The sequence below is a fragment of the Pelomonas sp. Root1444 genome (assembly GCF_001426885.1).
Taxonomy (GTDB): Bacteria; Pseudomonadota; Gammaproteobacteria; order Burkholderiales; family Burkholderiaceae_C; genus Pelomonas.
This window is the reverse complement of sequence record NZ_LMFP01000008.1, coordinates 170,924-196,569: the sequence shown is the minus strand read 5'-3', so window position 1 is coordinate 196,569 and position 25,646 is coordinate 170,924. Positions and strand designations below refer to the sequence as shown.

Below are 25,646 nucleotides of genomic sequence, written 5' to 3'. Positions count from 1 at the left end.
GGCACCCCGCAGCGCAGCGAAGGGGCGGCGGAATCGGGGCGGCTTTCTTGGTTACTTCTTTGGGCGCCCAAAGAAGTAACTCGCCCGCGGGGGCGAAATCCCCGCACGGGCCTCGGCGCAAAACCACCGTAACGAGAAGCCCCCCTCACTTCACACTCCCCATCAACAACCCCTGCATGTAGTACCGCTGCAAAGCCACGAACAACAGCAACACCGGCAGCACCGTGATGACCGCCCCCGCCATCATCAGTTCGCTGTCGTTCACGTGCTCCCGCGACAACGCCGCCAGAGCCACCGGCAGCGTGTGCATCTCGCCGTCGGTCAGCACGATCAGCGGCCACATGAAGTCGTTCCAGCTTCCTAAAAAAGCAAACACCGCCAGCGTCACCAACACCGGCTTCAACGTCGGCAGCACGACGTTCCAGAAGATGCGCCACTCGCCCGCGCCATCCAGGCGCGCCGCCTCCAGCAGCTCGTCCGGCACGCCGCGCGCGTACTGGCGGACCAAGAAGATGCCGAAGATGCCCGCCATGCTGGGGATCAGCACGCCCATCCACGTGTTCACGAGGCCCATGCCCTTGAGCATCAGGAACAGCGGCAGCATGGTCACCTGGCCCGGGATCACCAGCGCCGCGATCAGCAGGCCGAACACGCGCTCGCGGTGCCGGAAGCGCAGCTTGGCGAAGGCATAGCCGGCCAGCGTGTTGAAGCTCACCGACACGAAGGTGCTGACGACGGCCAGCCCCAGGCTGTTGACGAAGGCGCGCTTGAGCCCGCCGTCGCCCAGCAGCTGCTGGTAGTGCACCAGCGTCGGCTGCTTGGGCAGCAGGGGCGGCGGCAGGCTGGACGCGCTGCCGGCCGGCATCAGCGACACGCAGACCATCCACACGAGCGGAAAGATCGCCAGCCCCGCAAAGGCCCACAGCAGCCCGTTGAGCACGACTCGCTTCATGCGCCCTCCCCGGTCCAGCGCCGCTGCAGCGCGATCAAACCCTTGCTGACGACGACGATGATGACGAACAGCACGAAGGCGACAGCCGAGGCCAGGCCCAGGTTCCACCACTTGAAGCCCTCTTCGTACATCAGGTACAGCACGCTGACCGTGCTCTGCAGCGGGCCGCCCTGCGTCATGACGTAGGGCTCGGCGAAGAGCTGGAAATAGCCCGCCGTCGTCAGGATGGCCACCATCAACATCGTCGGCGCGATGCCCGGCAGCGTGATGTAGCGGAACTGCGCCCAGGCCCGCGCACCGTCCAGCCGCGCGGCCTCGTACAAGTCGTGCGGCACGGCCTGCAGCGCGGCGATGAAGATGATCATGTTGCCGCCGAAGTTCTTCCAGGCGGCGAAGCCGATGATGGTGGGCATGGACCAGTGCGGGTCGCCCAGCCAGTCGACGGGGTCGATGCCGAAGGCCTGCAGCGTGTAGTTCACGAGGCCGTACTTCACGTGGAAGAGGTAGCGCCAGATCACCGCGACGGCCACCAGCGTCGTGACGACGGGGGCGAACAAGGCAGTGCGCAGCAGGGGCTTGAAGCGCACGAGCCTGGACTGCAGCAGCACGGCGGCAGCGAGCGACAGCGCGATGGACAGCGGCACGCCGAAGGCGACGAAGTAGGCCGTGTTGCCCAGCGCCTTCCAGAACAGGGGCAGCGTCAGCACGTGGACGTAGTTGTCCCAGCCCTGCCAGCGCAGGTTGCGCAGGTCGGCCAGCGCGTAGATGTCGAAGTCGGTCAGGCTCAGTGCCAGGCCGGCGAACACCGGCACGCCGAAGAACAGCGCGATGACGATGAGCGCCGGGGCGACGAAGGCCCAGGCGGCGAGGGATTCGCGACGGGCCGTCTTCACGACGCTTTCCTGTCCAGCATCCAGCGCCGCTTCTCGAGGATGCGGTCGACCAGCGCGTCCAGGCCCCGCACGGTGGCGTCGAGGTCGGTCACGCCGTGCACGGCGCGCGTGGCGGCGAGCTGCATCTCCTTCTCGATGCGCTCCCACTCGGGCACGGCCGGCGCCGCGCGCACGCGCTGCAGCTGGCGGTGGAAGGCGGCGGCGTGGCGGTCCTGGGCCAGCGTCGCGCCGTTCAGCGGCAGCGCCCAGGCGCTGCGCCGCGCGGGCAGGTCGCCGGTCAGGCGGTAGAACTCCAGCTGCACGTCGGGCCGGCTCAGGTAGCTGACCAGCGCCCAGGCCTCGGGCTTGTGGCGCGAGCGCTTGAACACGGCCAGGCTCGCGCCGCCCGCCAGCGAGGCGCCGGGGCCGCCCGGGCCGGGCAGCTCGGCGGTGGTCCACGCATGGGCCAGTTCGGGCGGCAGGCGGCGCTTGAACTCGCCGATGTCCCAGGGCCCCGACAGGTAGAACGCGAAGCTGCCGCGGCCGAACTCCTGCCAGAGGTTGCCGATCTGCACCTCGCTGACGCTGGGCGCCTCGCCACGCTGGAAGCGCTCCAGGTAGAAGCCCAGCGCGGTGCGGAAGCCCGGGCCGGAGAAGTTGCCGTAGCGGCCGCCGTCGCGCAGCACCTCGCCCGGCTGCTGCAACGCCAGCGCCAGCAGCGGCGCGGATTCGTTGGTGGGCAGCAGGATGGGCTTGTCCATGCCGTGCCGGCGCAGCTGCGCGAGCGTGGCGCGCCAGGCGTCCCAGTCGCGCGGCATCTCGTGGATGCCGGCGCGGGCCAGCAGGTCCTGGCGCACGAACATCAGCCGCGTGTCGACGTACCAGGGCAGGCCCACGCGCTGGCCGCCGGGCGCGTTGGTGGCCCAGATGCCGTCGAAGTAGTCGCCCGCGGCCAGCGCCGGCGTGCGGGCCAGCCAGGGCTCCAGCGGCTCCAGCGCGCCCAGCGCCTGCATCTCGGGCAGCCAGGTGTTGCCCACCTGCGCGAGGTCCGGCGTCGCGTCGCCGGCGAAGGCCGTCAGCAGCTTCTCGTGCGCGGCCGTCCACGGCAGTTGCTCGACCTTGACGCGCACACCGGGGTGCTCGCGCTCGAACGCGGGCATGAGCTCGGCCACGACCTCGCTTTCGCGGCCCATGGCCCAGAAGCGCAGCGTGGTGCCGCTGTCGCGCGCGCAGCCCGTGAGCGCCGCGGCGGCAGTGGCCGTGAGCAGGTCGCGGCGTTTCATCTCAGCCGAGCCAGCCTCCGGTGAAGCCGGCGCGCTTGAGGCCGCGAACGAGGTGCGCGTTCCTGCGCATCACCTGCCAGACCAGCTCGCCGCGGTGGTTGCCCATCATGGCCAGCATCGGCCCCTGGTCGATGCCCAGCATGTCGGTGTCCACCCAGCCCTTGCCGGGCTCGATGCGGCCATGCGTGAGGCGCACGTCGGGGTAGTTGAAGCTGGGGTTGAAGGCGTCCCAGAAGCCGTAGCGGCCCCAGGTGTGCGGGTGGCGCTGCTGGATGGCCATCAGTGCCGGGATGGCGATCTCCGGGGCGAAGGCGATGGAGCTGCCGGCGCCGTAGGGCGCCAGCGTGCCGTCGTCCACCTCGCCCATGCCTCGGCCGGCGTAGCTGGCGAAGCGGCGCCTCTCGGTCTTGCCGGCGGTGGTCGTGTAGGCGAGCGTGATGTCGGCCGGGCCGTCGCTGGCGGTGACGCCCCAGACCTCGGCGCTGTAGCCCTGCCAGCCGCGCGGGTTGGCGGCGGCGTAGGCCTGCTGCACATAGGTCGCGCGGCGCGAATTCTCGAAGTAGTCCAGGCCCGTGTCCCGCATGAAGGCGTCGCGGATGCCGCGGAAGTCCACCCAGCAGTGCGTGAACTGGTGGCCGAACAGCGGCGCGAAGCGCAGCAGCGTCTGGCCTTGGCTCTCGCCCCAGCTGCGCTCGTAGGTGCTGAGCCAGGCGCCATAGGCCTCGGGCGGCACGGGCCGCGTGGGCGAGCCCAGCGCCAGCAGGTAGACCATCATGGCCTCGTTGTAGCCCTTCCAGTCGTTGGGCAGGTGGCCGCGCTCGGGCGTCCAGCCGTGGCCGATGGACGGCGGGCGCACCTGCGCCCAGGCCCAGTCGACGCGGCCATAGAGCTCGTCGACCAGCGCGCGGATGCGGGCTTCGTCGGCATGCTCCCCATCGAAGAAGCTCTGCACATGCAGCGCGCCCATCATCAGCAGCGCGGTGTCGACGGTGGACAGCTCGCAGCGCGCGAAGCGCAGCCCCGTCTTCATGTCGAGGAAGTGGTAGAAAAAGCCCTTGTGGCCGGCCACACCGGTCCTGCCAGGGCCTTGCGGCAGGCCGGCGAAGAAGCGCAGCGTGGTCAGCGTGCGTTCGCGGGCCTGCTCACGGGTGATGTAGCCGCGCGCCACGCCCACCGGATAGGCGCTGAGCGCGAAGCCCACGGCGGCGATGCTGGCGAAGGACGGCGTGGGCCAGCGGTCCGGCGCGAGGCCGGTGCTGGCGTCGGTCGTGTCCCAGAAGAAGTCGAAGGTGCGGCGCTCGAGGTCGGCGACGAAGGCGTCGGCCGCAGGATCGGGCGCCAGGCCCCAGGCCGGCAGCGCGCCGGCCAGTGCGAGGCCGGCGCCCTGCGCGAGCAGGGCGCGTCGGGTCAGTGAATCCATCATGAAGAGGCATTGTGGGAGCCGGCACGGCCGGCCCCCGGGCTGCGAAGGTCAGAACGTGTAGCTCGCGCCCAGCTTGAACTGCCGCATCGGGCCACGCACGCCCGTGCGGGTGTCGAAGTGGTCGTTGTCGCCGCCGAGCGCGTTCTTCGGCGGCGTGGACGGGCCGCCGACCCAGTCGTCGTAATAGCCCCAGTTGGCGGTGTTGAACAGGTTCAGCACGTCGGCGCGCAGCTGCAGCTCGCCACCGTAGACCTTGAAGTTCTTCGCCAGCGCGAGGTCGAGCTGCTTGAACGTGTCGGAGCCGCGCGAGACGGCGACGCAACCATTGGGGCCGGAGAAGCCAGTGTGGCAGTCGATCACGCGGCGCGGCTGGCCATCACCCACGGTCAGCTTGCCGGACAGCTGCATGCCCCAGGGCAGCTTGTCCATCAGGCCACCGACCACGAGACGGTGTTTCTCCGCGTCCTTGGACGGACGGAAGCCGTAGGTGCTCTTGCCGTAGGTCCAGTCGAAGATGCCATCCGACCATTCGTTGTTGGTCGTCTTCGCGTCGGTGTAGGTGTAGGCGACGGTCATGCTCCAGCCGCTGGCTTGCGTGTAGGGCTTCTCCAGCGACAGGAACAGGCTGGTGGCCTTGTTCTGCCCGACGAAATCACCCAGCACCAGCGCGCCATAGCCGCTCGGGCCGTTCCACAACGGGTCTACCGAGTTCGAGTTTCCGAAGCCGCCGTTGGGGTCGCGGTTGCCCTCGAACCAGATGAATTGGTTCTTCGCGTGGATCTTCGAGACCGCGACGTCCATGTTCCACACGCCAACGGCCTGGCGCACGCCCAGGCTCAGTTGGTCGGCGAAGGGCATCTTGAAATCGTTCCTGATCAGCCAGATTTCACCCGCGCCGACCGTTGCGTTCTTCTGCAGTTCGTCCAGCGCGTTGTTCGCCATCCTGCGGTCGTAGCTGCGGCCCCAGCCACCGTACACCACCGTGGCCTTGTTGCCGAGCACGTCATAGGAAGCGCCAATGCGCGGTGCGAGCGCCCCCTTGTAAGCCTTGCGCGAGCTGCCGTTGGAGATGTAGTCGGCGATGTTGATGCCGCCTTTGGCGAGCGACTGTGCATAGGTCTGGCCGGGGGGCGCCGTGATGCCGTCCACGGTACGGCCATCCAGCCCATTCAACGCGGCGACGCGGTCCGCCGGCGTCACGTAGTTGTTATTGAGCATGTTGTCTTCATAGTCCCAGCGCGCGCCGAGGTTGAGCTCCAGCTGCCTGGTGATCTTCCAGTCGTCTTGCAGGTAGATGCCGTACTGCTTGTTCTTGAAGTTGGCGGAGGCAGACGGAATCGCCAGGCGGATGTTGCATTGGTCGCTGGACAAGCCACCGTTGCTGACGTTGGTGCCGGTGCAGGCGAGGCCGCTGTAGTAAGGCTGGCCCGTCGTCACGTTCAGGACGGTGTCGATCGTGGGCACGCGGAATGCAGTGCCACTGAGGTCGTACTTCATCGCCTTGAACTGCACGCCGCCCTTGATGACATGGCCGGCGAGGCCCGTGTAGCTGAGGTCATCCTTCAGGTAGATGCCGCTCTGGCGCCGGTCCTGCGCGTTGGGCGAGCCGCCGGTGAAGAAGATGTCCTGGACGTTGTTGATCGCGTTGGTGGGCGAGTACTTGAAGCGGACCTGCGGGTCCGTGGAATCGGACTGTGGATTCCACTTGGTGCTTTCCCATCCAACCCGCGCTTCGTTGAGCCAGCTGTCCCCGGTGTACTCGTGGGTGACATCGACACGGTAGGTGTTGTTGTTGTTGTTGATGGCAGTGGTCGGTGCGAAGCGGTCCCCCTCGACCGAATAGCCGGTTTCCTTGCGCAGCGTGGTCGAGATGTCCAGGCGCTGCCGGTCGTCGATTTCGGCGGAGAGCTTGCCGAACAGCAGGTGCTGTTTGAACTGGCCCTTGAAGGCCCCCTGCTGCCCGGCGATGGTCGGCACGAGGCCGGGGCTGCCGGGGTACTTGTCCAGGTTCATCGCGGTCAGTTGGCGCGGCTTGTCGAGCGACTTGCCGTCATAGGCAAGAAAGTAGTGCAGCTTGTCCGGCACGATCGCCCCGCCGATGCTGAAGCCGCCCTCGATCTGTTTGTTGGAGGGCGGCGCAATGCCATTGGCCTCATCCTTCTCCTGGATGGGGCTGAGCGAGGTCCAGTTGCTGCCGGTGCGATTGACGTAAACGTTTCCATGCGTTTCGTTACCGCCGGATTTGGTGACTGCCGAGATCGCCACGCTGGACACTTGGTCGTACTCGGCCTTGTAGTTCTGCGTCAGCACACGGTACTCGGCGATCGCGGCCTGCGGGAAGGGGTTGCCTTGGCTGGTGTCCTGGCCGGAAACGCCGCCACGCAGGATGTTGTTCTTCTGGCCGACGCCGTCGATGAAGACGTTGACCGAGTCGATGTTCTGCGCGCCGCCGCGCAGCCGCGTGTTGCCGCTGGTGTCGGTGTCGAAGCGCACGCCCGGTGCCAAGTCGGCCGCCGACAGGAAGTTGCGTGACGCCTGCGGGATGGCTTCGATCATGCGGTTGGAGACGGTCGTGCCGACTTGCGAGTCGATGACGCCCTGGCGCTGTGCGCTGCCTTCGATGACGACCGTGCCGAGCTGGTTGGTGGCGGTGGGGCCACCGCTGGCGAGGTCCAGCGTGGCGTTCTGGCCGACCGACAGCGTCACGACACTGCCACTGGTGGCGCCGCCCACGCGGATTTCGTAGGTGCCCGGGTTCAGGCCCACCAGCGCATAGCTGCCGTCCGCGAGCGTCTTGGTGCGGTAGGTGTTGCCGTTGGCCTTGTTGACGGCGACGACATCGGTGCCGCCCGGCGCCGAGGCGCCCGCGGCGGTGATGTTGCCCCGCACGGTGGCGTTGGCGGTCTGCGCCTGTGCCGGCAGCGCGGCGATCAGCAGGCCGCCAAGCAGGCCGGCGGCGCAGAGGTGGCGGGCGAGAAGCCTGGGCTGGCTTCGGAGGGTGTGCTTGCTCATGATGTCCTTGTCTCCTGTGTTGTCTGTGATGTGGACGGGATTCAGGTGCGTGCCCCGCAGGAGCGGCGCACGACGAGCTGCACCGGCATGACGGTGCTCTCGGTGGACAGTGATGGCGGGTTGTCCAGCGCATCGGCCAGCGCGTCCAGCGCCTCGCTGCCGAGGGCGGCGATGGGCACGTGCATGGTGGTCAACGCCGGGCTGACGTAGCGGGCGACGGGGATGTCGTCGAAACCGGCCAGCGCCATGTCATCAGGCACGCGCACGCCGCCGGCCTGCAGCGCGCCGAGCAGGCCGATGGCCATGATGTCGTTGGCGGCAAAGACCGCGTCGGGCCGTTGCGCCGCCGGCAGCGCCAGCAGCGCGGCGCCGGCGCGCTCGCCGGCCGCCTCCGAGAAGTCGCCTTCAAGCAACCATGTCTGCGCCGCTTTGGCGAGGCCGGCGCGGTAGCCGCGCTCGCGCTCGCGGGCCTCGAAGTTGCTGGCCGGGCCGCCCAGGAAGGCGATGCGTCGCCGGCCGGTTTTCACCAGGTGCTCGGTCATCTCGCGCGCACCGCCGAAGTTGTCGACGGCGAAGACGCGCTGCGTGGGCTGGCGCACGCCCGAGTTCAGCAGCACGGCCGGCAGCGTGTGCGGCAGGTTCTGCGACAGGAAGTCGTCGTCGGCATGCGGCGACATGACGATCAGGCCGTCGACGCGGCCGTTCATCGCGCGTAGCGCGGCGGCCGCTTCGTTCGCGTCGTCGTGCGAGCTGGACAGCAGCAGGTGCAGGCCGCGCGCGCGGGCCGCCTGGTCGATGCCGCGGATGAGCTCCGAGAAGAACTCGCCGTGCAGGTCGGGCAGCAGCGCGCCGATGGTGTCGGTGCGGCGTGTGATGAGGCTGCGCGCGGCGCCGGAGGGCACGTAGCGCAGCTCCCGCGCGACGTCGAGGATGCGCTGGCGGGTGTGCGGCAGCACGTTCTCGGCGCCGTTGAGCGCGCGTGACACGGTGGCCACCGAGACGCCGGCGACGCGGGCGACATCCTTGATCGTGGCAGGGGTGACCGTCATGTGCTGTCAGAGGTGGGCGCCGTGCGAGGCAATGACGTCAGCATAGAAGCGCGCGCTGGCCTTGGGCGTGCGCTGCTGTGTCGAGAAGTCCACATGCACGAGGCCGAAGCGCTTGGCGAAACCCAGTGCCCATTCGAGGTTGTCGAACAGCGACCAGGCGCAGTAGCCGCGCACGTCGGCGCCGCGCGTGATCGCGTCCTGCACCGCCGCGATGTGGGTGCGCAGGTAGTGCATGCGCAGCGGGTCGTCGATGCGGCCGTCGATGGCCACCGGTGGGTCGTAGAAGGCGGCGCCGTTCTCGGTCACGTACAGCGGCAGGCCGCCATAGCGCTCATGCATCCACACCAGCGTGTCGGCCAGGCTTTGCGGATGCAGTTCCCAGCCGGTCTCGGTGTAGATGCCGCCGGGCTGGCGCTGCGCCGTGGCGGGCACGGGCCATGCCTTGGCGTCGTGGCGGACGACGGCGCGGGTGTAGTAGTTGAGGCCCAGGAAATCGATCGGGGCTTTGAGCGCCTCGACCTCGGCGGCCGGCCAGTCGGGCCAGGCCTCGCCGAACACCTCGCGCAACTCCTGGGGGTAACTGCCCAACAGCGCGGGGTCGAGGTACTGGCGGTTCATGTAGGCGTCGGCCAGGCGCGCCGCATGGCGGTCCTGCTCGCTCGCGTCGGCCGGCACGTGCTTGGGCTCGATGTTGACGACCAGGCCGATCCGGTTCATTCCCATCGCCCGGTAGGCCTGCACGGCGCGGGCATGGGACTGCATCAGCCGGTGCGCGACGATGGCCGCTTCAAAGGCGCTGCGGTGGCCGGGCGCCAGCATGCCGTGCATGTAGCCGCCGTCCGCCACGACCCAGGGCTCGTTGAGCGTCGTCCACATCGGTACGCGGTCGTCGAGTGCCTTGAAGCAGACTTGCGCGTAGTCCGCGAACCAGTCAGGCATGTCAGGGCTGAGCCAGCCGCCGCGGTCGTCCAGTGCGGCGGGCAGGTCCCAGTGGTAGAGCGTCGCCATCGGCGTGATGCCATGGGCCAGCAGTTCGTCGACGAGGCGCTCGTAGAAGCCCAGGCCCGCCGCGTTGATGCGCCCGCGGCCTTCGGGCAAGACCCGACCCCAGGCGATGCTGAAGCGGTACGCCGTCAGGCCCAGCTCGCACATCAGTGCCACATCGTCCTTCATGCGGCGGTAGTGGTCGCAGGCGACGTCGCCAGTGTCGGCTCCCAGCACGCGGCCCGGCGTGCGCACGAAGCGATGCCAGTTGCTCACGCCCGCCCCGTCGGCCAGCGGCGAGCCTTCGATCTGGTAGGCGGAGGTTGCGCAGCCCCAAAGGAAGCCGGGCGGGAACGGTTGTCTCATCCGTCGGGCCGGCTCCGCTTGCGCATGCCGGCTTGTTGAAGTCATGTAAACGTTTACATGCATTCTTCACGGGATGAAGTAGCGCGTCAACAGCGTGTTTACCCGGCGCAACGGCGGGCGCGGCGCTCAGGGAGTCGGCTTGAACGGCCGGGGCGCTTCAAGGGCGGCACCGCAGCGCCACGTGACGCAGCCGTCGCCCGGCGTCGCTAGGATCCGCGCATCAATTTCTATGGGGATGAAATGCTGGAGCAACCCGTTGGCCATGTCTTTGAAGCCAGCCTGGGCGACGCGCTGCCGCCGCGCCAGCGCCTGCATCTGATTCTGCTCGGCGTCGACAGCGTGTCGCGGTCGACAGCCTTCTACGAGGCGCTCGGTTGGGCCCGCTCACCGACCGGCAACGAGGGCTTCACGAAGTTCGACCTCGGCGGCCATGCGCTTTGCCTGATCTCGCGAGAGGCTCTGGCGCAGGACGCCGGATTCGACGCGCCGCGCGGCACCGGTTTCTGCGGCGTTGCGCTGATCTACCTCGCCAAGTCAGCGGACGAGGTGCCGCGCATCCTGGCCAAAGCCGTGGAAGCCGGGGGGCGGCTGGTGAAACCGGCCACCCGCACGCAGTGGGGTGTGGCCGGCTACTTTGCCGACCCGGACGGCCATCTTTTCGAGGTGGACTACGAAGACGCCTGGGTGTTCGACGACGGGCACCGCCTGATCGTCGACAAGGTCAATGGCTGAGGCGGCGCGGCGTCCCGGACCGAGCGCCGGGCCGCCCCAAACCGGCCCGCTCCATGTCAGTCGGCGTACTGACCTGCGGCCTTGATGACCGGGGTGAGCTTGTTGATCTCCGCCTCGACGAACTTCTTGTGCTCTGCCGGCGCCAGGCGGGCGTCGTTGACGATGACGGCGCCCAGGGCTTCCTGGCGCTTGTGGAAGTCGGCGTCCTTCAATGCCGCGCGCAAGGCGGTGTTGACCTTGTCGACCACGGCCTTGGGCGTGCCCTTGGGCGCGTACAGGCCGTGCCAGACGGCGAGGTTGAAGCCCTTCAAGCCCGACTCGTCGGCCGTCGGCAGCTTGGCAAGCGGCCCGCTGCTCAGGCGCTTGCTCGACATGACCGCATAGGCCTTGACCTTGCCGGACTCGATCTGGCCGCTGGTGTTGGTCGTCTGGTCGCACATGATGTCGACCTGGCTGCCCAGCAGGTCGTTCATGGCCGGCGCGGTGCCCTTGTAGGGCACGGTGGTCATGTCGATCTTGACGGCCGACTGGAACAACAGCCCGCACAGGTGCGAGGCCGAGCCGACGCCCGCGTTGGCGAGGTTGATCTGGCCCTTGTTGGCCTCCATCCACTTGGCCAGTTCGGCGTAGTTGGCGGCCGGCAGGTTGGGCCGGCCGATCAAGGTCATCGGCACTTCGTTGACCATGCCGAGGTATTCGAAGTCCTCCAGCGTCTTGTACGGCAGGTTGCGGTACAGCGCCGATGCGCTGGCGAGCCCGATGTGGTGCAGCAGCAGCGTGTAGCCGTCCGGCGAGGCCTTGGCGACCTTGTTGGCGCCCAGCGTGCCGCCGACGCCGCCGACGTTCTCGATGATGATGGTGCCGCCCAGCGGCTTGCGCAGCGCCTCTGCGAGGTCACGGGCGACCTTGTCGGTCGGGCCGCCGGCGGCGAAGGGCACGATGATGGTGACGGGCTTGTCCGGGTACTCGGCCAGGGCGGGCAGGGCAACGGCGGCGGCCGTCAGGCCGGCGGTGAACAGCAAAGCGGTGCGCATCAGGAAGGTCTCCAACGGTTAACGACGGTCTTCGATGAGCTTGCCGTCGTTGGGCAGGCTGCCGGGCGGCAAGAGTACTACCTCGATACGCAGTTTGGTCAGGTCGCGGGCCGTCTGCATCAGGCTTTCCACGAGGCCGGGGGTTGTGGATTCCCACATTTCCACCTGCAACACGACGTGGTCCTGCGCCAGCTCGCCGCTGACGACGAGACGGGCGCGCCGCACCTGCGGATGCCGCTTGACGAGGTCGGCCACCTGGCCGGCGTGCACGAACATGCCGCGCGCCTTGGCCGACTGGTCGGCCCGGCCCAGCCAGCCGCGCAGGCGCTGGTTGGTGCGACCGCAAGGGCTGATGCCGGGCATCACCGCCGAGAGGTCACCGGTGGCGAAGCGGATCAGCGGATAGCTCGGGCTCAGCGTCGTCACGACGACCTCACCCACCTCGCCTTCAGGCAGCGGCACGCCCGAACCGGGCCGCACGATCTCGACGATGACGCCCTCGTCGACGACGAGGCCTTCGCGCGCCTGGGTCTCGTAGGCGATGAGGCCGAGGTCGGCCGTCGCATAGCACTGGTAGGCCTCGACGCCGCGCTCGGCGAACCATGCCACGAGGGCCGGCGGGCAGGCCTCGCCGCTGACCAGCGCGCGCTGCAACGCGGGCAGCGCATGGCCGCCCTCGGCCGCCTTGTCTAGCAGGATGCGCAGCAGGCTGGGCGTGCCGGCATAGGCCTCGGGCTGCAGGTCCAGCATGGCCTGCAGCTGCAGCTCGGTATTGCCGACGCCACCGGGAAAGCTGGCTGCACCCAGGGCCCGCAGGCCGGCCTCCGTCATGGCGCCGGCGGGGGTCAGGTGGTAGCTGAAGCCCACATGCGCCAGCTGGCCGGCGCGAATGCCCGCGGCATACAGGGCGCGTGTCATGCGCCAGGGGTCGGCGCCTTCGGCATCGGGCTCGGGCTCGTAGAGCGGCCCGGGCGACTGGAAGATGCGCCGCGGCACGCCGGCCGCGAAGCCGCCGATGCGCAGGTTGCGGCGCGCCGCCTGGGCCGTGGCCAGGCTGCTCTTGCGCGTCAGCGGCAGCGCGGCCAGCGCCGCGCGCGATGTGACGGCGGCCGCGTCGACGCCCACGAGGAGGGCCGTGTACGCCGGGCTGCTGGCCTGTGCATGCGCGATCTGCGCGGGCAGCGCGGCCAGCAGTGCCGCCTCGCGCTCGGCCGGGTCGCGGGCCTCGAGCGCGTCGTAGAAGGCGGTGCTCACTCGTCGTCCTTCCAGCGCGTGAGCCGGCGCTTGATCTCGTCCTGCAGCTTGCGCATCTCGGTCGCCGACTTCAGCGTGAACCTGTCCCACTCCGGCGTGCGCGCGGGGCGCCTGGCCAGCTGGACCGTGACCGCCGCGCCGTCGACGCTCAGCCTGAGCACCACGTCGGCGCCCAGCATCCAGCCCTCGCCGCGCTCGGCCAGCACGCGCTGGTCGCGGGCAAAGCGCTTCATCGTCTGCAGCGCCGAGTCCGCATCAAACGCAGGCGGCGCGATCTCCCAGGATTCATCCATGTCTGCCCCCACGTCGCTTCGCTCCTGCCCCCCGCGGGGGCGCCGCCGGCTTGGGGCGGCCCTGCGCTCGGCTACTCATGCCAGCCACCTCTTCCTTCGCTTGTAGCTCTTCACGTCCTTGAAGCTGCGCCGCCCTTCCCCGCCCACGCCGAGGTAGAACTCCTTGACGTCCTCGTTCTCGCGCAGCGCGGCCGCGGCGCCGTCCATCACGACGCGGCCGTTCTCCAGGATGTAGCCGTAGTCGGCATAGCGCAGCGCCATGTTGGTGTTCTGCTCGGCGAGCAGGAAGGTCGTGCCTTCGCGCGCATTGAGGTCGCGCACGATCTCGAACACCTCCTCGACGATCTGCGGCGCCAGGCCCATGGACGGTTCGTCCAGCAGGACCATCTTCGGGTTGGCCATCAACGCGCGGCCGATGGCGCACATCTGCTGCTCGCCGCCCGACGTGTAGGCGGCCTGGCTGGCGCGGCGGGTCTTGAGGCGCGGGAAGTAGGTGTAGACCTTGTCCAGCGTCGCCGCCACGGCCGCGCGCCCGTCCTTGCGGGTGTAGGCGCCGGTCATCAGGTTCTCCTCGATGGTCAGGTGGGCGAAGCAGTGCCGGCCCTCCATGACCTGCACCACGCCGCGCTCCACCATGGCCGAGGTCGACAGCTTCTCGATGCGCTCGCCGCGCAGCTCGATGCTGCCCTTGGTCACCTCGCCGCGCTCGCCTTCGAGCAGGTTGGACACCGCGCGCAGCGTCGTCGTCTTGCCGGCGCCGTTGCCGCCCAGCAAGGCGACGATCTTGCGCTCCGGCACCTGCAGAGACACGCCCTTGAGCACCAGGATCACGTGGTTGTAGATGACCTCGATGCCATTCACATCGAGCAGCGGGGCCTGGCTCATCGGATCAGCTCTGGCAGTCCGCGGGCGAGCGGCGGGGCAGCTTCTTCTCACCCGCGTACTTGTCCGCCGCCGCCTTGACCATGGGCTTGATGATCTGCGCGTCGGCCTCGTACCAGTCGCTGCTGAAGGCCCATTTGGCACCGTCCCAGGTGTGCACGCGTGCCCAGGTGGAGCCCTGGTGGTCGGTACAGCTGGTGCTGATCGGGCGGATGACGCCGGTCAGCCCCAATGCGGCCAGCTTCTTGTCGTCCAGCGACAGGTTCTCCAGGCCCCAGCGCACCTGCTCGCCCGTCATGACCTTGCCCTTGCCGAAGCGCTCCTGCGCACGTCGCACCGCCTCCACCGCGAGCGCCTGGATGACCAGCCCGCGCGTGTACAGCACCGAGCCGACCTCGTCCTTCGGGCCCGTGCCCTGGCCCTTGTCGTGCACGAGCTTGAGGATGTCCTGGATGACCTTGGGGCTCTGGCCCGAGGTGTTGAGGTTCAGCGCGTTGTAGCCCTTGGCGCCCTCGCCCACGTCCTTCACGTCGGGCTCGGCGCCCGACCACCAGACGCCGTACATCTTCTCGCGCGGGTAGCCGGTGGCCTGCGCCTCCTTCAGCGCGGTGGAGTTCATGACGCCCCAGCCCCACAGCAGCACATAGTCGGGCCGCTGCTTGCGCACCTCCAGCCAGGCGGACTTCTGCTCCACGCCCGGTGCCGTGACCGGGATCTTGATGAGCTCGAAGCCGTGCATCTTCTGCCGCTCGTCCAGCAGCGGGATGGGTTCCTTGCCGAAGGGGCTGTCGTGGTAGACCAGCGCGATCTTCTTGCCCTTGAGCTTGTCCAGGCCGCCCTCCTTCTTGCCCAGGTGCTGGATCAGGATGTCGGATGCCGTCCAGTAGCTGCCCATCAGCGGGAAGTTCCACGCGAACACGCCGCCATCGGCCGACGCCGACAGGCCGTAGCCCAGCGTGATCAGCGGGATCTTGTCGTTAGGCACCTTGTCGGTGAGCGCGAACGTGATGCCGGTGGCCTGCGGGTCGAAGACGCTGGCGCCCTTGCCCTTCAGGCGCTCGTAGCACTCCACGCCTTTGTCGGTGGCATAGCCGGTCTCGCATTCCTCGAACGTCAGCTTCACGCCGTTGACGCCGCCGTCGCGTGCGTTGATGAGCTTGATGTAGTCCTGCTTGCCATTGGCCCAGGGCGTGCCGTTGGGCGAGTAGGGCCCGGTTCGATACACCAGCAACGGGAAGAACTGCTCCTTGGCTTGCGCCTCGGCGGCCGGCGAAGCAAGTTGCAGAGCGGCCAGTGCCGCGCAGGTGATGAAGGTCTTCATAGGGCTGTCTCCTGTCGTTATGGGTATCAATGAGGGAAGGGCCAGAGTCTGAGCTTTTCCTTTGCGGTGGCCCAGAGCCGCGCGAGGCCGTGCGGTTCCTTGATGAGGAAGAAGACGATCAGCGCGCCGAAGATCATCAGCGCGAGATGCGAAGCGGTGGCGGTGTCCATCGGCAGGCCGGTCCAGTAGGGCAGCTTGTCCAGCAGCAACGGCAGCACGACGATGAAGGCCGCGCCGAAGAAGGCACCCGAGATCGAGCCCAGCCCGCCGATGATGACCATGAAGAGCAGGTCGAACGAGCGGTTGATGCCAAAGGCCGCCGGCTCCCACGAGCCCAGGTGCACGAAGCCCCACAGCGCGCCGGCCACGCCGATGATGAAGCTGCTGACGGCAAACGCGCTGAGCTTGGCCTGCATGGGCCGGATGCCGATGACGGCGGCCGCCACGTCCATGTCGCGCATGGCCATCCACGACCGGCCGATGTGGCCGCGCACGATGTTCTTGGTGGCCAGGGCGAACACGACGACGAAGCTCAGGCACAGCAGGTAGCGCGATGCCGGCGACTCGACGCTGATGCCGCCAATGCTCAGGCCCGCGATGCTGACCGAGCCCGACGACGAGCCGTTGGTGACCCAGGGCAGGCGCAAGCAGGCCCAGTCGACAAAGAACTGCGCTGCCAGCGTCGCCACCGCCAGATACAGCCCCTTGATGCGCAGCGACGGCAGGCCGAAGGCCACGCCCAGCACCGTGGCGCCCAGGCCGCCGGCCAGCAGCGACACGATCAGCGGCACCCCCTCGAAACGCGCCTGGCAGTTGTAGGCCACGTAGGCGCCCACAGCCATGAAGGCGCCCGAGCCGAGCGAGATCTGGCCGCAGTAGCCGACGAGCACATTCAGCCCCAGCGCGGCAAGGGACAGGATCAGGAAGGGGATGAAGATGGCGCGCAGCAGGTATTCGCTGGACACCATCGGAACGACGACGAAGGCAGCGGCCGTCAGCACGGCAAAGGCGATGCGATCCTGGCGGATCGGCAGGATCTGGCTGTCCGCGGCGTAGGTGGTCTTGAACTGGCCGTTCTCGCGGTAGAGCATGTCAGTCCTCCGGCGTCGAAGGCACACGGCCACGCGGGCACAGCGTCACAGCGGCCAACTGCACCTGGCGCCCCTCCGTGCCCCTGCGCCTCTGTGGCTTTGCGGAATCGGCTTCAGACGCGATCAATGATCTTCTCCCCGAACAAGCCCTGGGGCCTGACCAACAGCACGACCAGCACCAGCACATAGCCGAACCAGTATTCGATGCCCCCGCCCAGCATCGGTCCGAGATACGCCTCCGACAGCTTCTCGCCGACACCGATCAGCAGCCCGCCGACGATGGCGCCCGGCACGCTCGTGAGCCCGCCCAAGATGACGACCGGAAGCGCCTTCAGGGCCACCAGTGACAACGAGAACTGCACGCCCAGCTTGCTGCCCCAGATCATCCCGGCCACCAGTGCGACGAAGCCGGCCACGCTCCAGACGATGACCCAGATGCGCGACAGTGGGATGCCGATGCTCTGCGCGGCCTGGTGGTCATCGGCCACGGCGCGCAGCGCGCGGCCGGTGGCGGTCTTCTGGAAGAACAGCGACAACGCCGCGACCAGCGCCGCGGCGATCAACGCGGCATAGAGGTCTTCCTTGCTGACGAGGATGCCGCCTTCGAACTGCTGCTCGAACAGGAACATCGGGTCCTTGGGCAGGCCGATGTCGATCTTGTAGATGTCGTTGCCGAAGATCAACTGGCCGGCGCCTTCGAGCAGGTAGGCGATGCCCAGCGTGGCCATCAGCAGCGTCACGCCCTCCTGGTTGACGAGCTTGGACAGCGCCAGCCGCTCCACCAGCCACGCGACGACGACCATCACGGCCAGCGCGCCAAGGAAAGCGATCACGTTGACGACCAGCTTGCCGTCCAGGCCCGTGAACTTCGGCAGCCATTCGGCAAAGCGCGCCATCGCCAGCGCCGCGAACAGCACCATCGCGCCCTGCGCGAAGTTGAAGACGCCGCTGGCCTTGAAGATCAGCACGAAGCCCAGCGCGATCAGCGAATACAGCATGCCCGCCATCAGGCCGCCGATCAGGGTTTCAATAAAAGGGCCCATCAGTGCGCCGCTCCGAGATAGGCCTTGATCACGTCTTCGTTCTTGCGCACGTCGTCCGGCGCGCCGTCGCCGATCTTCTTGCCGTAGTCCAGCACGACGACGCGGTCCGAGATGTCCATGACCACGCCCATGTCGTGCTCGATCAAGACGATGGTCGTGCCGAACTCGTCGTTGACATCGAGGATGAAGCGGCACATGTCCTGCTTTTCCTCCACGTTCATGCCGGCCATGGGCTCGTCCAGCAGCAGCAGGCTGGGCTCCATCGCCAGTGCGCGCCCCAGGTCCACGCGCTTCTGCAGGCCGTAGGGCAGGCGGCCGACCGGCGTCTTGCGGTGCGCCTGGATCTCCAGGAAATCGATGATGCGCTCCACCGCCGCGCGCTGCTCGGTCTCCTCGCGCCGCGCCGGGCCCAGGTGCAGCGCCTGCCAGAACAGGCCGCGACGCATGCGCAGGTTGCGGCCGGTCATGATGTTGTCCAGCACGCTCATGCCCTTGAACAAGGCCAGGTTCTGGAAGGTGCGCGCCACGCCCATCTCGGCGACCTGGCGCGGGCTCATGCCGTGATAGGTCTTGCCACGCAGCGTGATGGCGCCATGCTGAGGCTGGTAGACGCCATTGATGCAGTTCAGCATCGAGCTCTTGCCCGCGCCGTTGGGGCCGATGATGGCCCGCACCTCGTGCTCGCGGACGTCGAAGCTGATGTCGGTCAGCGCCTTCACGCCGCCGAAGGCCAGCGAGATGTTCTTCACGTCGAGGACGACGTCGCCGATGCGCTTCATGCGGCGCTCCTCACGGCCGGAAACGTGCGCGCCTCGGCGATGCGCAGGTCCGCCGCCACGATGGCCGTGCGGCCGTCCTCGAACTTCACCTGCGTCTCGATGTACTGCGACGCCTTGCCGCCGTAGAGCGCGTCGATCAGCACGCCGTACTTCTCGGCGATCGCGCCGCGCCTGACCTTGCGGGTGCGCGTCAGCTCGCCGTCGTCGGCGTCCAGCTCCTTGTGCAGGATGAGGAAGCGGCTGATCTGGCTGCCCGCCAGCAGTTCGTCCTGCGCGAGGTCGGCATTGACCTTCTCCACGCAATCGAGGATCAACGCATAGACCTCGGCGCGTTGCGCGAGGTCGGTGTAGCCGGCGTACGGCAGGTTGCGCCGCTCGGCCCAGTTGCCCACCGCCTCGAAGTCGATGTTGATGAAGGCGCAGACCTTCTCGCGCGCATCGCCGAAGCAGACCGCCTCCTTGATGTGCGGAAAGAACTTCAGCTTGTTCTCCACATACTTGGGCGCAAACATCGCGCCGTCGAAGGCGCCGCCTGCGAGGCGCCCCACGTCCTTGGCGCGGTCGATGATCTTCAGGTGGCCGCCCGGCGTCAGGAAGCCGGCGTCGCCGGTGTGGAACCAGCCGTCCGGCGTCAACGCCTCGGCGGTCGCCGCATCGTTCTTGTAGTAGCCCTTGAGCAGGCCCGGCGAACGCACCAGCAGCTCGCCGCCGTCGGTCAGCTTGATCTCCACGCCCTCGATGGGCACCCCCACCGTGTCGGCGCGCGCCTCATGGTCGGGCTGCAGGCAGACGAACACGGCCGTCTCCGTCGAGCCGTAGAGCTGCTTGAGGTTGATGCCGATGGCGCGGTAGAAGCTGAACAGGTCGGGCCCGATGGCCTCGCCGGCCGTGTAGGCGACGCGCACGCGCGAGAAGCCCAGCGTGTTGCGCAGCGGGCCGTAGACCAGCACGTTGCCTAACGCGTAAGCCAGGCGGTCCAGCAGGCCCACGGCCTGGCCGTCCATCAGCCGCGTGCCCACCCAGCGGGCCAGCGTCATGCAGCGGTCGAACAACCAGCGCTTGAGGGCGGAGGCGTCCTCCATGCGGATCATCACCGTCGTCAGCAAGCCCTCGAAGACCCGCGGCGGCGCGAAGTAGTAGGTCGGCCCGATCTCCTTCAGGTCGATGCTGACCGTGGACGAGGATTCCGGGCAGTTGACGACGTAGCCGACCGCCAGCCACTGCGCAAAGCTGAAGATGTTCTGCCCCACCCAGGCGGGCGGCAGGTAGGCCAGCACCTCCTCGCGATCGGTCAGCCGGTCGAAGCGCATGCCCGCTTCGGCGCGGTCGATCAGCGTCGCATGCGTGTGCATGACGCCCTTGGGATGGCCGGTCGTGCCGGAGGTGAAGAACAGTGCCGCGACATCGTCCTTGTGGCCGGCCTCGACCTCGGCGGCGAACCACGCCGGCCGCTCATCGTGGGCGGCGCGGCCCTGCAGGATCAATTCGTCCAGCGATGCCAGGCCCGGCTCGTCGTAATTGCGCAGGCCGCGCGGATCGTCGAACCAGATGCGCCCGAGCTGCGGGCATTGCGCGCGCAGCTCCAGCATCTTGTCCACCTGCTCTTGGTCCTCGACGACGGCGAAGGCGACCTCCGCGTTGTTGAGTGGGAAGACGAACTCGGCGGCGACGGCATCCTGGTACAGCGGCACCGGGATGGCGCCCAGGGATTGCGCGGCCAGCATGGTCGCGTAGAGCCGTGGGCGGTTCTCGCCGACGACGACGAGATGCTCACCACGCCGCAGGCCCGCGGCCGCGAGGCCCAGCGCCAGCTCCCGCACCAGCGCGGCGAGCTCCGCCCAGGTCAGCGTCTGCCACACGCCGAAGGCTTTCTCGCGCAACGCGGGCGCGTCGGGCCGGCGGGCCGCGTGGTCGAGCAAGAGCCTTGGAAAGGTCGTCAAGCCTGTCTCCGTTGCGCGGGCTGGAGCCCGCGTCTGTGCGCCGATTCTGAGCAGGACTTTGACGCCCATCTGTCGGTACGACGACAATTTACGGGTCTTCACGGCCCAGACTTTCCCGCATGGCCGACACCCCAGTGCCTTTGCGCCAGCGCGCGCGCCGGCCGACGCCGACCGAGCTCGATGCCATCCCCTGGCTCAGGCTGCTCGACGGCGGTCAGCGCGAACTCGCCGTCAGCACGCTGGAGGTGGCGGATGCCGAACCCGGCGAGCGCCTGTGCCGCATCGGCCGGCCGGCCACGTTCTGGTTCGGCGTCGTCGACGGCTTGCTGAAGATGAACAACGACGACTCGCTGGGCCAGGCGGTCACCTTCACCGGCGTGCCGCCGGGCGGCTGGTTTGGCGAGGGCACGCTGCTCAAGCGCGAGGTCTACCGTTACAACATCCAGGCGCTGCGCCCCAGCGTCGTCGCCGGCCTGCCCATCACCAGCTTCCACGCGCTGCTGGACGGCAGCATCGCCTTCAACCGCTTCGTGCTGGACCAGCTGAACGAGCGCCTGGGCCAGTTCATCGCCGCGCGGGAGACCGATCGCATCCACGACCCGGACGTGCGCGTGGCACGCAACCTCGCCGCCCTCTTTCACCCGACGCTGTACCCAGGCGTGGGGAACTGGCTGCGCATCACGCAGCAGGAATTGGGCTATTTGGTGGGCTTGTCACGCCAGCGCGTGAACCAGGCGCTGCACCGGCTGGACGCCGCCGGGCTGATCCGCATCGAGTACGGCGGCCTGCGGGTGCTGGACCTTGCCGGCCTGCGGCGCTTCCCGGACGCGGCCGGCTGAAGGCTCAGGCCGCGAAGGCGACAGCTTCGGGCTCGACGCGGGGAAGCGTGGCCCAGCGGTTGGCGGTCAGCTCGTACAACAGCGCCGCAGCGCTGCCGGGGCCATCGGCCAGCGTGCCCTTCAGGCGCAGGCCCAGGCCTTCCAGCGTCTTGCGCGTGGGCACGTTGTTGGGCAGCACGGCGGCAACGACCGAACCTTCGTGGCGCTGCTCGAAGGCTTGGGCGATCCCGTACAGCGCCATCTCGGACGCCAGCCCGCGGCCCCAGGCCTGCGGCGTGATGCGGTAGTAGAGATAGAGGCCGCCATGGCCCGCCACGCTGCGGTGCATCAGCCCGCCGAAGCCGATCAGCTGCTCAGGCTGCTCGCGCTCGGCGATCGCCCAGTGGCCGAAGCCGCGAGCCTGCCAATGCGTGATCCACGCCTGCAACTGCGCCTCGGTCGCCGCGCGGCCGTGCGGCGTCGCGGCGGCACAGAAGCGCGTCACGGCGGGGTCGGCGTACAGCGCCATCAACGTGTCGAGATCGCCCTCCCTGGGCGGACGCAACACCAGGCGACGGGTGACCATGGCTGCCGGCACGGGGGCAACAGGCTCGCAGGACTCACTCAGAACCATGAAATGACGGCGGCTCGGTAAAAACCCTAGGAGGGTAGCCGCGAGTGCCCGCGGGCGGAAGTCCGCAACAGCGGGTGTTGTCGCATTGCTGTCACAAATCCGTGCAAAGCGCGCGTAAAGCCAGGGCGAACCGGCGCGCCTTCTAAAAATAATATTCTTGGATTCCACTTGGATGGCGCATGATGGCGCCATGCCTGCTTCACCCCTGCTCTCACCCAAGGCCGCCAAACCGGTCGACGAAAAGCTGACCATCAACATCGGTTGCGTCGACCTGGGCCAGATCGACCTGCTGGTCCAGGAAGGCTTCTATGCCAACCGGACCGACTTGATCCGCACGGCCATCCGCAACCAGATCGCCACGCATGCGGATGTCGTGCGCCAGGTCGTCACGCGCAAGCGCATCGTGCTGGGCATCCAGCAGTTCAGCGCCGCAGACCTGGGCGAGGTGCTGGCTTCGGGGCAGAAGCTGCAGATCCGCGTGCTGGGCCTGGCGGTCATCGCACCCGACGTCACGCCCGAGCTGGCGCTGGCGACCATCGAATCGCTCACCGTGCTGGGCGCCCTCCATGCCAGCCCCGCCGTGAAGACGGCCCTTGTCGGGCGCCTGCTCTGACGCCACCCGGCAACACCATGAAAGTTCCCATGCATCCCCAGTTCAGCCAGTTGATGAAAGACGCCACGGCGCACACGCGCGCCGGCGACCTCCAGGCCGCCATGGCGGCCATCACCGCTGCGCTGGAGCGCAGCGCCGCCCCTGCGCCGGTACCCAGGACGGACGATGGCGTCATCGATGTCGAGGCCCGCGTCATTGAACGCGACGTGCCGGCGGCGGCGGCGGCGCCGCAGGCTCAGACCGCGGCGCAGTTCATCGCCGGCCATTTCGCCCACCGGGCCGGCGCGCGCGACTACCGGCTGTTCATCCCGGCAGCACAGGCGCAGAGGCCGCAAGCGTTGATCGTCATGCTGCACGGCTGCACGCAAAATCCCGACGACTTCGCGCGCGGCACACGCATGAACACGCTCGCGGCGGCGCACAACGTGCTGGTGCTCTACCCCGCGCAGGTGCGCCAGGCGAATGCCCAGGGCTGCTGGAACTGGTTCAAGCACAACCATCAGGGGCGCGAGCGCGGTGAGCCGGCCATCCTGGCCGCGATGGCCAGGCACATCGCGGCCAGCCACGGCGTCGATCCTTCCCGCATCTTCGTGGCCGGCCTGTCGGCGGGCGGCGCGATGGCGGCCATCCTCGCGACGACGCATCCCGACGTGTTCGCCGCGGCCGGCGTCCATTCGGGCCTTGCTGCCGGTGCCGCCCGCGATCTGCCGGGTGCACTGGCGGCGATGCAGGGCCAGGGCGGCGGCGCCCCGGCCGGCAAGGCCAAGTCCGGCGTCCGCCTGATCGTCTTTCACGGCGATGCCGATGCGACCGTCCACCCCCGCAACGCCGACCAGGTGGCCGCGGGCCATGGCGCCGACGCAATCAGCGTCGACGAACAGCCGTCCGTGACGTCAGGCGGGCGCAGCTGCACGCGCCGGCTGCACAAGGATGCGCAAGGCCGGGTCGTGACCGAACAGTGGCTGGTGCATGGCGCCGGCCACGCCTGGTCGGGCGGTGACCCGGCGGGCTCCTATGCGGATGCGCGCGGGCCCGACGCCAGCGCGGAGATGCTGCGCTTCTTCCTGGCCGGCTAGGCCGCGGGCGTCTCCACACGCACGCGCTTGAAGCGCGAGCCACCGCCGCTGTGGATGCTGACGGCGGACTTCGCGCAGCCGAAGCGCTTGGCCACCAGCGCGATCAGTTCGGCATTGGCCTTGCCGTCCACCGGCGGCGACTTCAGCCAGGCGGTCCAGGTGCCGTCCGGCTCCTGGACCAGCTCGGACCGCGACGATCCGGGCTTGGCCTTGAGCTGTAGCGTCGTGGTGGTCAACCCGTCAGCAACGCGTTGACGCGCTTCACGTAGGCGGCCGGGTCTTCCAGGTGGCCGCCCTCGGCCAGCACGGCCTGGTCGAACAGCACCTGGGCCAGGTCGTCGAAATGCGCGTTGCCATCCAGCTTCTTGACCAGCGCGTGTTCGGCGTTGATCTCCAGCGTGGGCTTGGACTCCGGCGCGTTCTGGCCGGCCTGCTTCAGCAGGCGTGCCAGGTGGCCGCTCATGTCGCCCTCCTCGACCACGATGCAGGCGGGCGAGTCGACCAGGCGGGTCGTCACGCGCACGTCCTTGGCGCGGTCCTTGAGCGCGTCCTTGAGCTTGTCCAGCAGCGGCTTCAGGTTCTCAGCGGTCTCGTCGGCCTTCTTCTTCTCGTCCTCGTCCAGCAGCTTGCCCAGGTCCACCGCGCCCTTGGCGACGGACTGCAACTGCTTGCCCTCGAACTCGTAGAGGTGGCTGAGCATCCACTCGTCAACGCGGTCCACCAGCAGCAGCACTTCGATGCCCTTCTTGCGGAAGATCTCCAGCTGCGGGCTGTGCTTGGCCGCGGCCAGCGAATCGGCAGTGATGTAGTAGATGACCTCCTGGCCCTCCTTCATGCGCGACAGGTAGTCCGCCAGGCTGACGTTCTCGTCGGCATGCGTGGACGCGAAGCGGAACAGCTTGGCCAGGCGCTCCTGGTTCTGGTGGTCTTCGCCGATGCCTTCCTTCAGCACCTGGCCGAAGTCCTTCCAGAAGGCGGCGTACTTGGCGCGCTCGGCTTCGTCCTCACTGTTGGCCAGGCTTTCCAGCATGCCCAGCACGCGCTTGGTCGAGCCCTCGCGGATGGCCTTCACGTCGCGGCTTTCCTGCAGCAGCTCGCGGCTCACGTTCAGCGGCAGGTCGGCCGAGTCGATGACGCCCTTGACGAAGCGCAGGTACACCGGCATCAGCGCTTCGGCGTCGTCCATGATGAAGACGCGCTTCACGTACAGCTTCACGCCGCCGCGCTTGTCGCGGTTCCACAGGTCGAACGGCGCCTTGGCCGGGATGTAGAGCAGCTGGGTGTACTCGCTGCGGCCCTCCACGCGGTTGTGCGTGTACGCCAGCGGCGCCTCGCTGTCGTGGCTGATCTGCTTGTAGAACTCCTGGTACTGCTCCTCGGAAATCTCGCTCTTGCTGCGGCTCCACAATGCCGACGCCTTGTTGACCGGCTCCCACTCGTCGGTGAGGACCTGCTTGGCGGCTTCGGCGTCCCAGGTCTCCTTCTTCATCAGGATGGGCAGGGAGATGTGGTCGCTGTACTTGGCGATGGTCGACTTGACGCGCCATGTCTTCAGGAACTCTTCCTCGCCCTCGCGCAGGTGCAGGATGACATCGGTGCCGCGGCCCGGCTTGCTGAGGGTCTCGATGTCGTATTCGCCCGTGCCCTCGCTGCTCCAGCGCACGCCCTGGTCGGCCGGCAGCCCGGCGCGGCGGGTCTCGACGGTGATGCGGTCGGCGACGATGAAGCCGGAGTAGAAGCCCACGCCGAACTGGCCGATCAACTGGGCGTCCTTCTTCTGGTCGCCCTCCAGCTTGGCCATGAATTCGCGCGTGCCGCTCTTGGCGATGGTGCCGAGATGGGCCGCGGCCTCCTCGGCGCTCATGCCGATGCCGTTGTCGCTGATGGTGAGCGTCTTGGCGTCCTCGTCGAAGCTGATGCGCACCTCCAGGTTGGGCTGGTCCTCCCACAACGCGGCGTTGTCCAGCGCCTCGAAGCGCAGCTTGTCGCAGGCGTCGCTGGCGTTGGACACCAGCTCGCGCAGGAAGATCTCCTTGTTGGAGTACAGCGAGTGCGTGACGAGGTGCAGGATCTGTTTGACTTCGGCCTGGAAAGCGTGGGTTTGTTTTTGGCTCATGGCTTGCTGAAGGACAGGAAAAACAGGAATGCGGCGCATGCCGCGGGCGACCGGCGCCAGATGAGGACGGGCGCCGGTG

23 protein-coding genes are annotated in these 25,646 nt (G+C 68.2%); 4 read left to right on the top strand and 19 right to left on the bottom strand.

Annotation, left to right across the window (positions count from 1 at the left end; all coding sequences use genetic code 11):
* Nucleotides 1-145: 145 nt before the first annotated feature.
* From ASD35_RS10680 to ASD35_RS10650, 7 genes are read right to left on the bottom strand one after another with little or no spacing between them, the layout of a single operon-like run.
* Nucleotides 146-952 carry a carbohydrate ABC transporter permease gene (locus ASD35_RS10680; RefSeq protein WP_056874907.1) on the bottom strand — a complete coding sequence of 269 codons (807 nt, stop codon included), beginning with the start codon at nt 950-952 and terminating at the stop codon, nt 146-148.
* Entirely contained in the window at nt 949-1,845 is an 897-nt protein-coding gene (locus ASD35_RS10675) for a carbohydrate ABC transporter permease (protein WP_056874906.1), read from the bottom strand. Before ASD35_RS10675 ends, ASD35_RS10680 begins: the two co-directional genes overlap by 4 nt.
* Nucleotides 1,842-3,107, bottom strand: coding sequence for a sugar ABC transporter substrate-binding protein (locus ASD35_RS10670; protein WP_056874905.1), 1,266 nt, complete (start codon nt 3,105-3,107; stop codon nt 1,842-1,844). Before ASD35_RS10670 ends, ASD35_RS10675 begins: the two co-directional genes overlap by 4 nt.
* A 1-nt stretch (nt 3,108) precedes the next feature.
* Nucleotides 3,109-4,527, bottom strand: coding sequence for a glucoamylase family protein (locus ASD35_RS10665; RefSeq protein WP_056874993.1), 1,419 nt, complete (start codon nt 4,525-4,527; stop codon nt 3,109-3,111).
* 51 nt (nt 4,528-4,578) lie between these two features.
* On the bottom strand, nt 4,579-7,542 hold the full coding sequence (locus tag ASD35_RS10660; RefSeq protein WP_056874904.1) for a TonB-dependent receptor domain-containing protein: 2,964 nt from the start codon (nt 7,540-7,542) through the stop codon (nt 4,579-4,581).
* A 41-nt stretch (nt 7,543-7,583) separates the two neighbouring features.
* Nucleotides 7,584-8,591: a LacI family DNA-binding transcriptional regulator gene (locus tag ASD35_RS10655; RefSeq protein ID WP_056874903.1), complete on the bottom strand. Its 1,008-nt coding sequence runs from the start codon at nt 8,589-8,591 to the stop codon at nt 7,584-7,586.
* Nucleotides 8,592-8,597: 6 nt separating this feature from the next.
* Nucleotides 8,598-9,941 carry a GH1 family beta-glucosidase gene (locus ASD35_RS10650; RefSeq protein WP_056874902.1) on the bottom strand — a complete coding sequence of 448 codons (1,344 nt, stop codon included), beginning with the start codon at nt 9,939-9,941 and terminating at the stop codon, nt 8,598-8,600.
* A gap of 240 nt (nt 9,942-10,181) precedes the next feature.
* Between ASD35_RS10650 and ASD35_RS10645 the strand changes: the two genes are divergently transcribed.
* The gene (locus tag ASD35_RS10645) at nt 10,182-10,673 is read left to right on the top strand and encodes a VOC family protein (RefSeq protein WP_056874901.1); all 492 of its coding nucleotides are present in this window, start codon (nt 10,182-10,184) and stop codon (nt 10,671-10,673) included.
* Between the two features lie 56 nt (nt 10,674-10,729).
* Here the strand turns inward: ASD35_RS10645 and ASD35_RS10640 are convergent, their stop codons facing one another.
* The 9 genes from ASD35_RS10640 to ASD35_RS10600 form a co-directional block, all read right to left on the bottom strand.
* Nucleotides 10,730-11,707 (bottom strand): tripartite tricarboxylate transporter substrate binding protein BugD, encoded by a 978-nt coding sequence (locus ASD35_RS10640; RefSeq protein ID WP_056874992.1) that lies wholly within the window; start codon nt 11,705-11,707, stop codon nt 10,730-10,732.
* 18 nt (nt 11,708-11,725) lie between these two features.
* Nucleotides 11,726-12,961, bottom strand: a complete 1,236-nt coding sequence (locus ASD35_RS10635) for a phenylacetate--CoA ligase family protein (RefSeq protein WP_056874900.1) — start codon at nt 12,959-12,961, stop codon at nt 11,726-11,728.
* On the bottom strand, nt 12,958-13,254 hold the full coding sequence (locus ASD35_RS10630) for a hypothetical protein (RefSeq protein ID WP_056874899.1): 297 nt from the start codon (nt 13,252-13,254) through the stop codon (nt 12,958-12,960). The genes ASD35_RS10635 and ASD35_RS10630 overlap by 4 nt, the downstream gene beginning before the upstream one ends.
* Before the next feature lie 75 nt (nt 13,255-13,329).
* Complete coding sequence (locus ASD35_RS10625; protein ID WP_056874898.1) at nt 13,330-14,139, bottom strand: ABC transporter ATP-binding protein; 810 nt, start codon at nt 14,137-14,139, stop codon at nt 13,330-13,332.
* Nucleotides 14,140-14,143: 4 nt separating this feature from the next.
* Nucleotides 14,144-15,457, bottom strand: a complete 1,314-nt coding sequence (locus ASD35_RS10620) for an ABC transporter substrate-binding protein (protein ID WP_056874897.1) — start codon at nt 15,455-15,457, stop codon at nt 14,144-14,146.
* 26 nt (nt 15,458-15,483) lie between these two features.
* Entirely contained in the window at nt 15,484-16,548 is a 1,065-nt protein-coding gene (locus ASD35_RS10615) for a branched-chain amino acid ABC transporter permease (protein WP_056874896.1), read from the bottom strand.
* A gap of 113 nt (nt 16,549-16,661) precedes the next feature.
* The gene (locus tag ASD35_RS10610) at nt 16,662-17,591 is read right to left on the bottom strand and encodes a branched-chain amino acid ABC transporter permease (protein WP_056874895.1); all 930 of its coding nucleotides are present in this window, start codon (nt 17,589-17,591) and stop codon (nt 16,662-16,664) included.
* Nucleotides 17,591-18,370 carry an ABC transporter ATP-binding protein gene (locus tag ASD35_RS10605; protein ID WP_056874894.1) on the bottom strand — a complete coding sequence of 260 codons (780 nt, stop codon included), beginning with the start codon at nt 18,368-18,370 and terminating at the stop codon, nt 17,591-17,593. Before ASD35_RS10605 ends, ASD35_RS10610 begins: the two co-directional genes overlap by 1 nt.
* Complete coding sequence (locus ASD35_RS10600) at nt 18,367-20,379, bottom strand: long-chain fatty acid--CoA ligase (protein WP_082580076.1); 2,013 nt, start codon at nt 20,377-20,379, stop codon at nt 18,367-18,369. Before ASD35_RS10600 ends, ASD35_RS10605 begins: the two co-directional genes overlap by 4 nt.
* 50 nt (nt 20,380-20,429) lie before the next feature.
* Here ASD35_RS10600 and ASD35_RS10595 point away from each other — a divergent pair, with 50 nt between their 5' ends.
* Nucleotides 20,430-21,149 carry a Crp/Fnr family transcriptional regulator gene (locus ASD35_RS10595; RefSeq protein ID WP_056874892.1) on the top strand — a complete coding sequence of 240 codons (720 nt, stop codon included), beginning with the start codon at nt 20,430-20,432 and terminating at the stop codon, nt 21,147-21,149.
* Nucleotides 21,150-21,153: 4 nt separating this feature from the next.
* On the opposite strand, the gene ASD35_RS27570 is transcribed toward ASD35_RS10595, so the two are convergent.
* Entirely contained in the window at nt 21,154-21,714 is a 561-nt protein-coding gene (locus ASD35_RS27570) for a GNAT family N-acetyltransferase (RefSeq protein ID WP_162254445.1), read from the bottom strand.
* A 238-nt stretch (nt 21,715-21,952) separates the two neighbouring features.
* Between ASD35_RS27570 and ASD35_RS10585 the strand changes: the two genes are divergently transcribed.
* Nucleotides 21,953-22,375 (top strand): hypothetical protein, encoded by a 423-nt coding sequence (locus ASD35_RS10585; protein WP_056874991.1) that lies wholly within the window; start codon nt 21,953-21,955, stop codon nt 22,373-22,375.
* A gap of 17 nt (nt 22,376-22,392) precedes the next feature.
* Nucleotides 22,393-23,451 (top strand): PHB depolymerase family esterase, encoded by a 1,059-nt coding sequence (locus tag ASD35_RS10580; RefSeq protein WP_235538308.1) that lies wholly within the window; start codon nt 22,393-22,395, stop codon nt 23,449-23,451.
* Here ASD35_RS10580 and ASD35_RS10575 read toward each other — a convergent pair.
* A complete protein-coding gene (locus ASD35_RS10575; RefSeq protein ID WP_056874889.1) occupies nt 23,448-23,687 on the bottom strand; it encodes a DUF167 domain-containing protein in 240 nt (79 codons plus the stop codon). The genes ASD35_RS10580 and ASD35_RS10575 overlap by 4 nt on opposite strands.
* Nucleotides 23,684-25,567: a molecular chaperone HtpG gene (htpG, locus tag ASD35_RS10570; RefSeq protein ID WP_056874888.1), complete on the bottom strand. Its 1,884-nt coding sequence runs from the start codon at nt 25,565-25,567 to the stop codon at nt 23,684-23,686. The genes ASD35_RS10575 and htpG overlap by 4 nt, the downstream gene beginning before the upstream one ends.
* Nucleotides 25,568-25,646 lie beyond the last annotated feature (79 nt).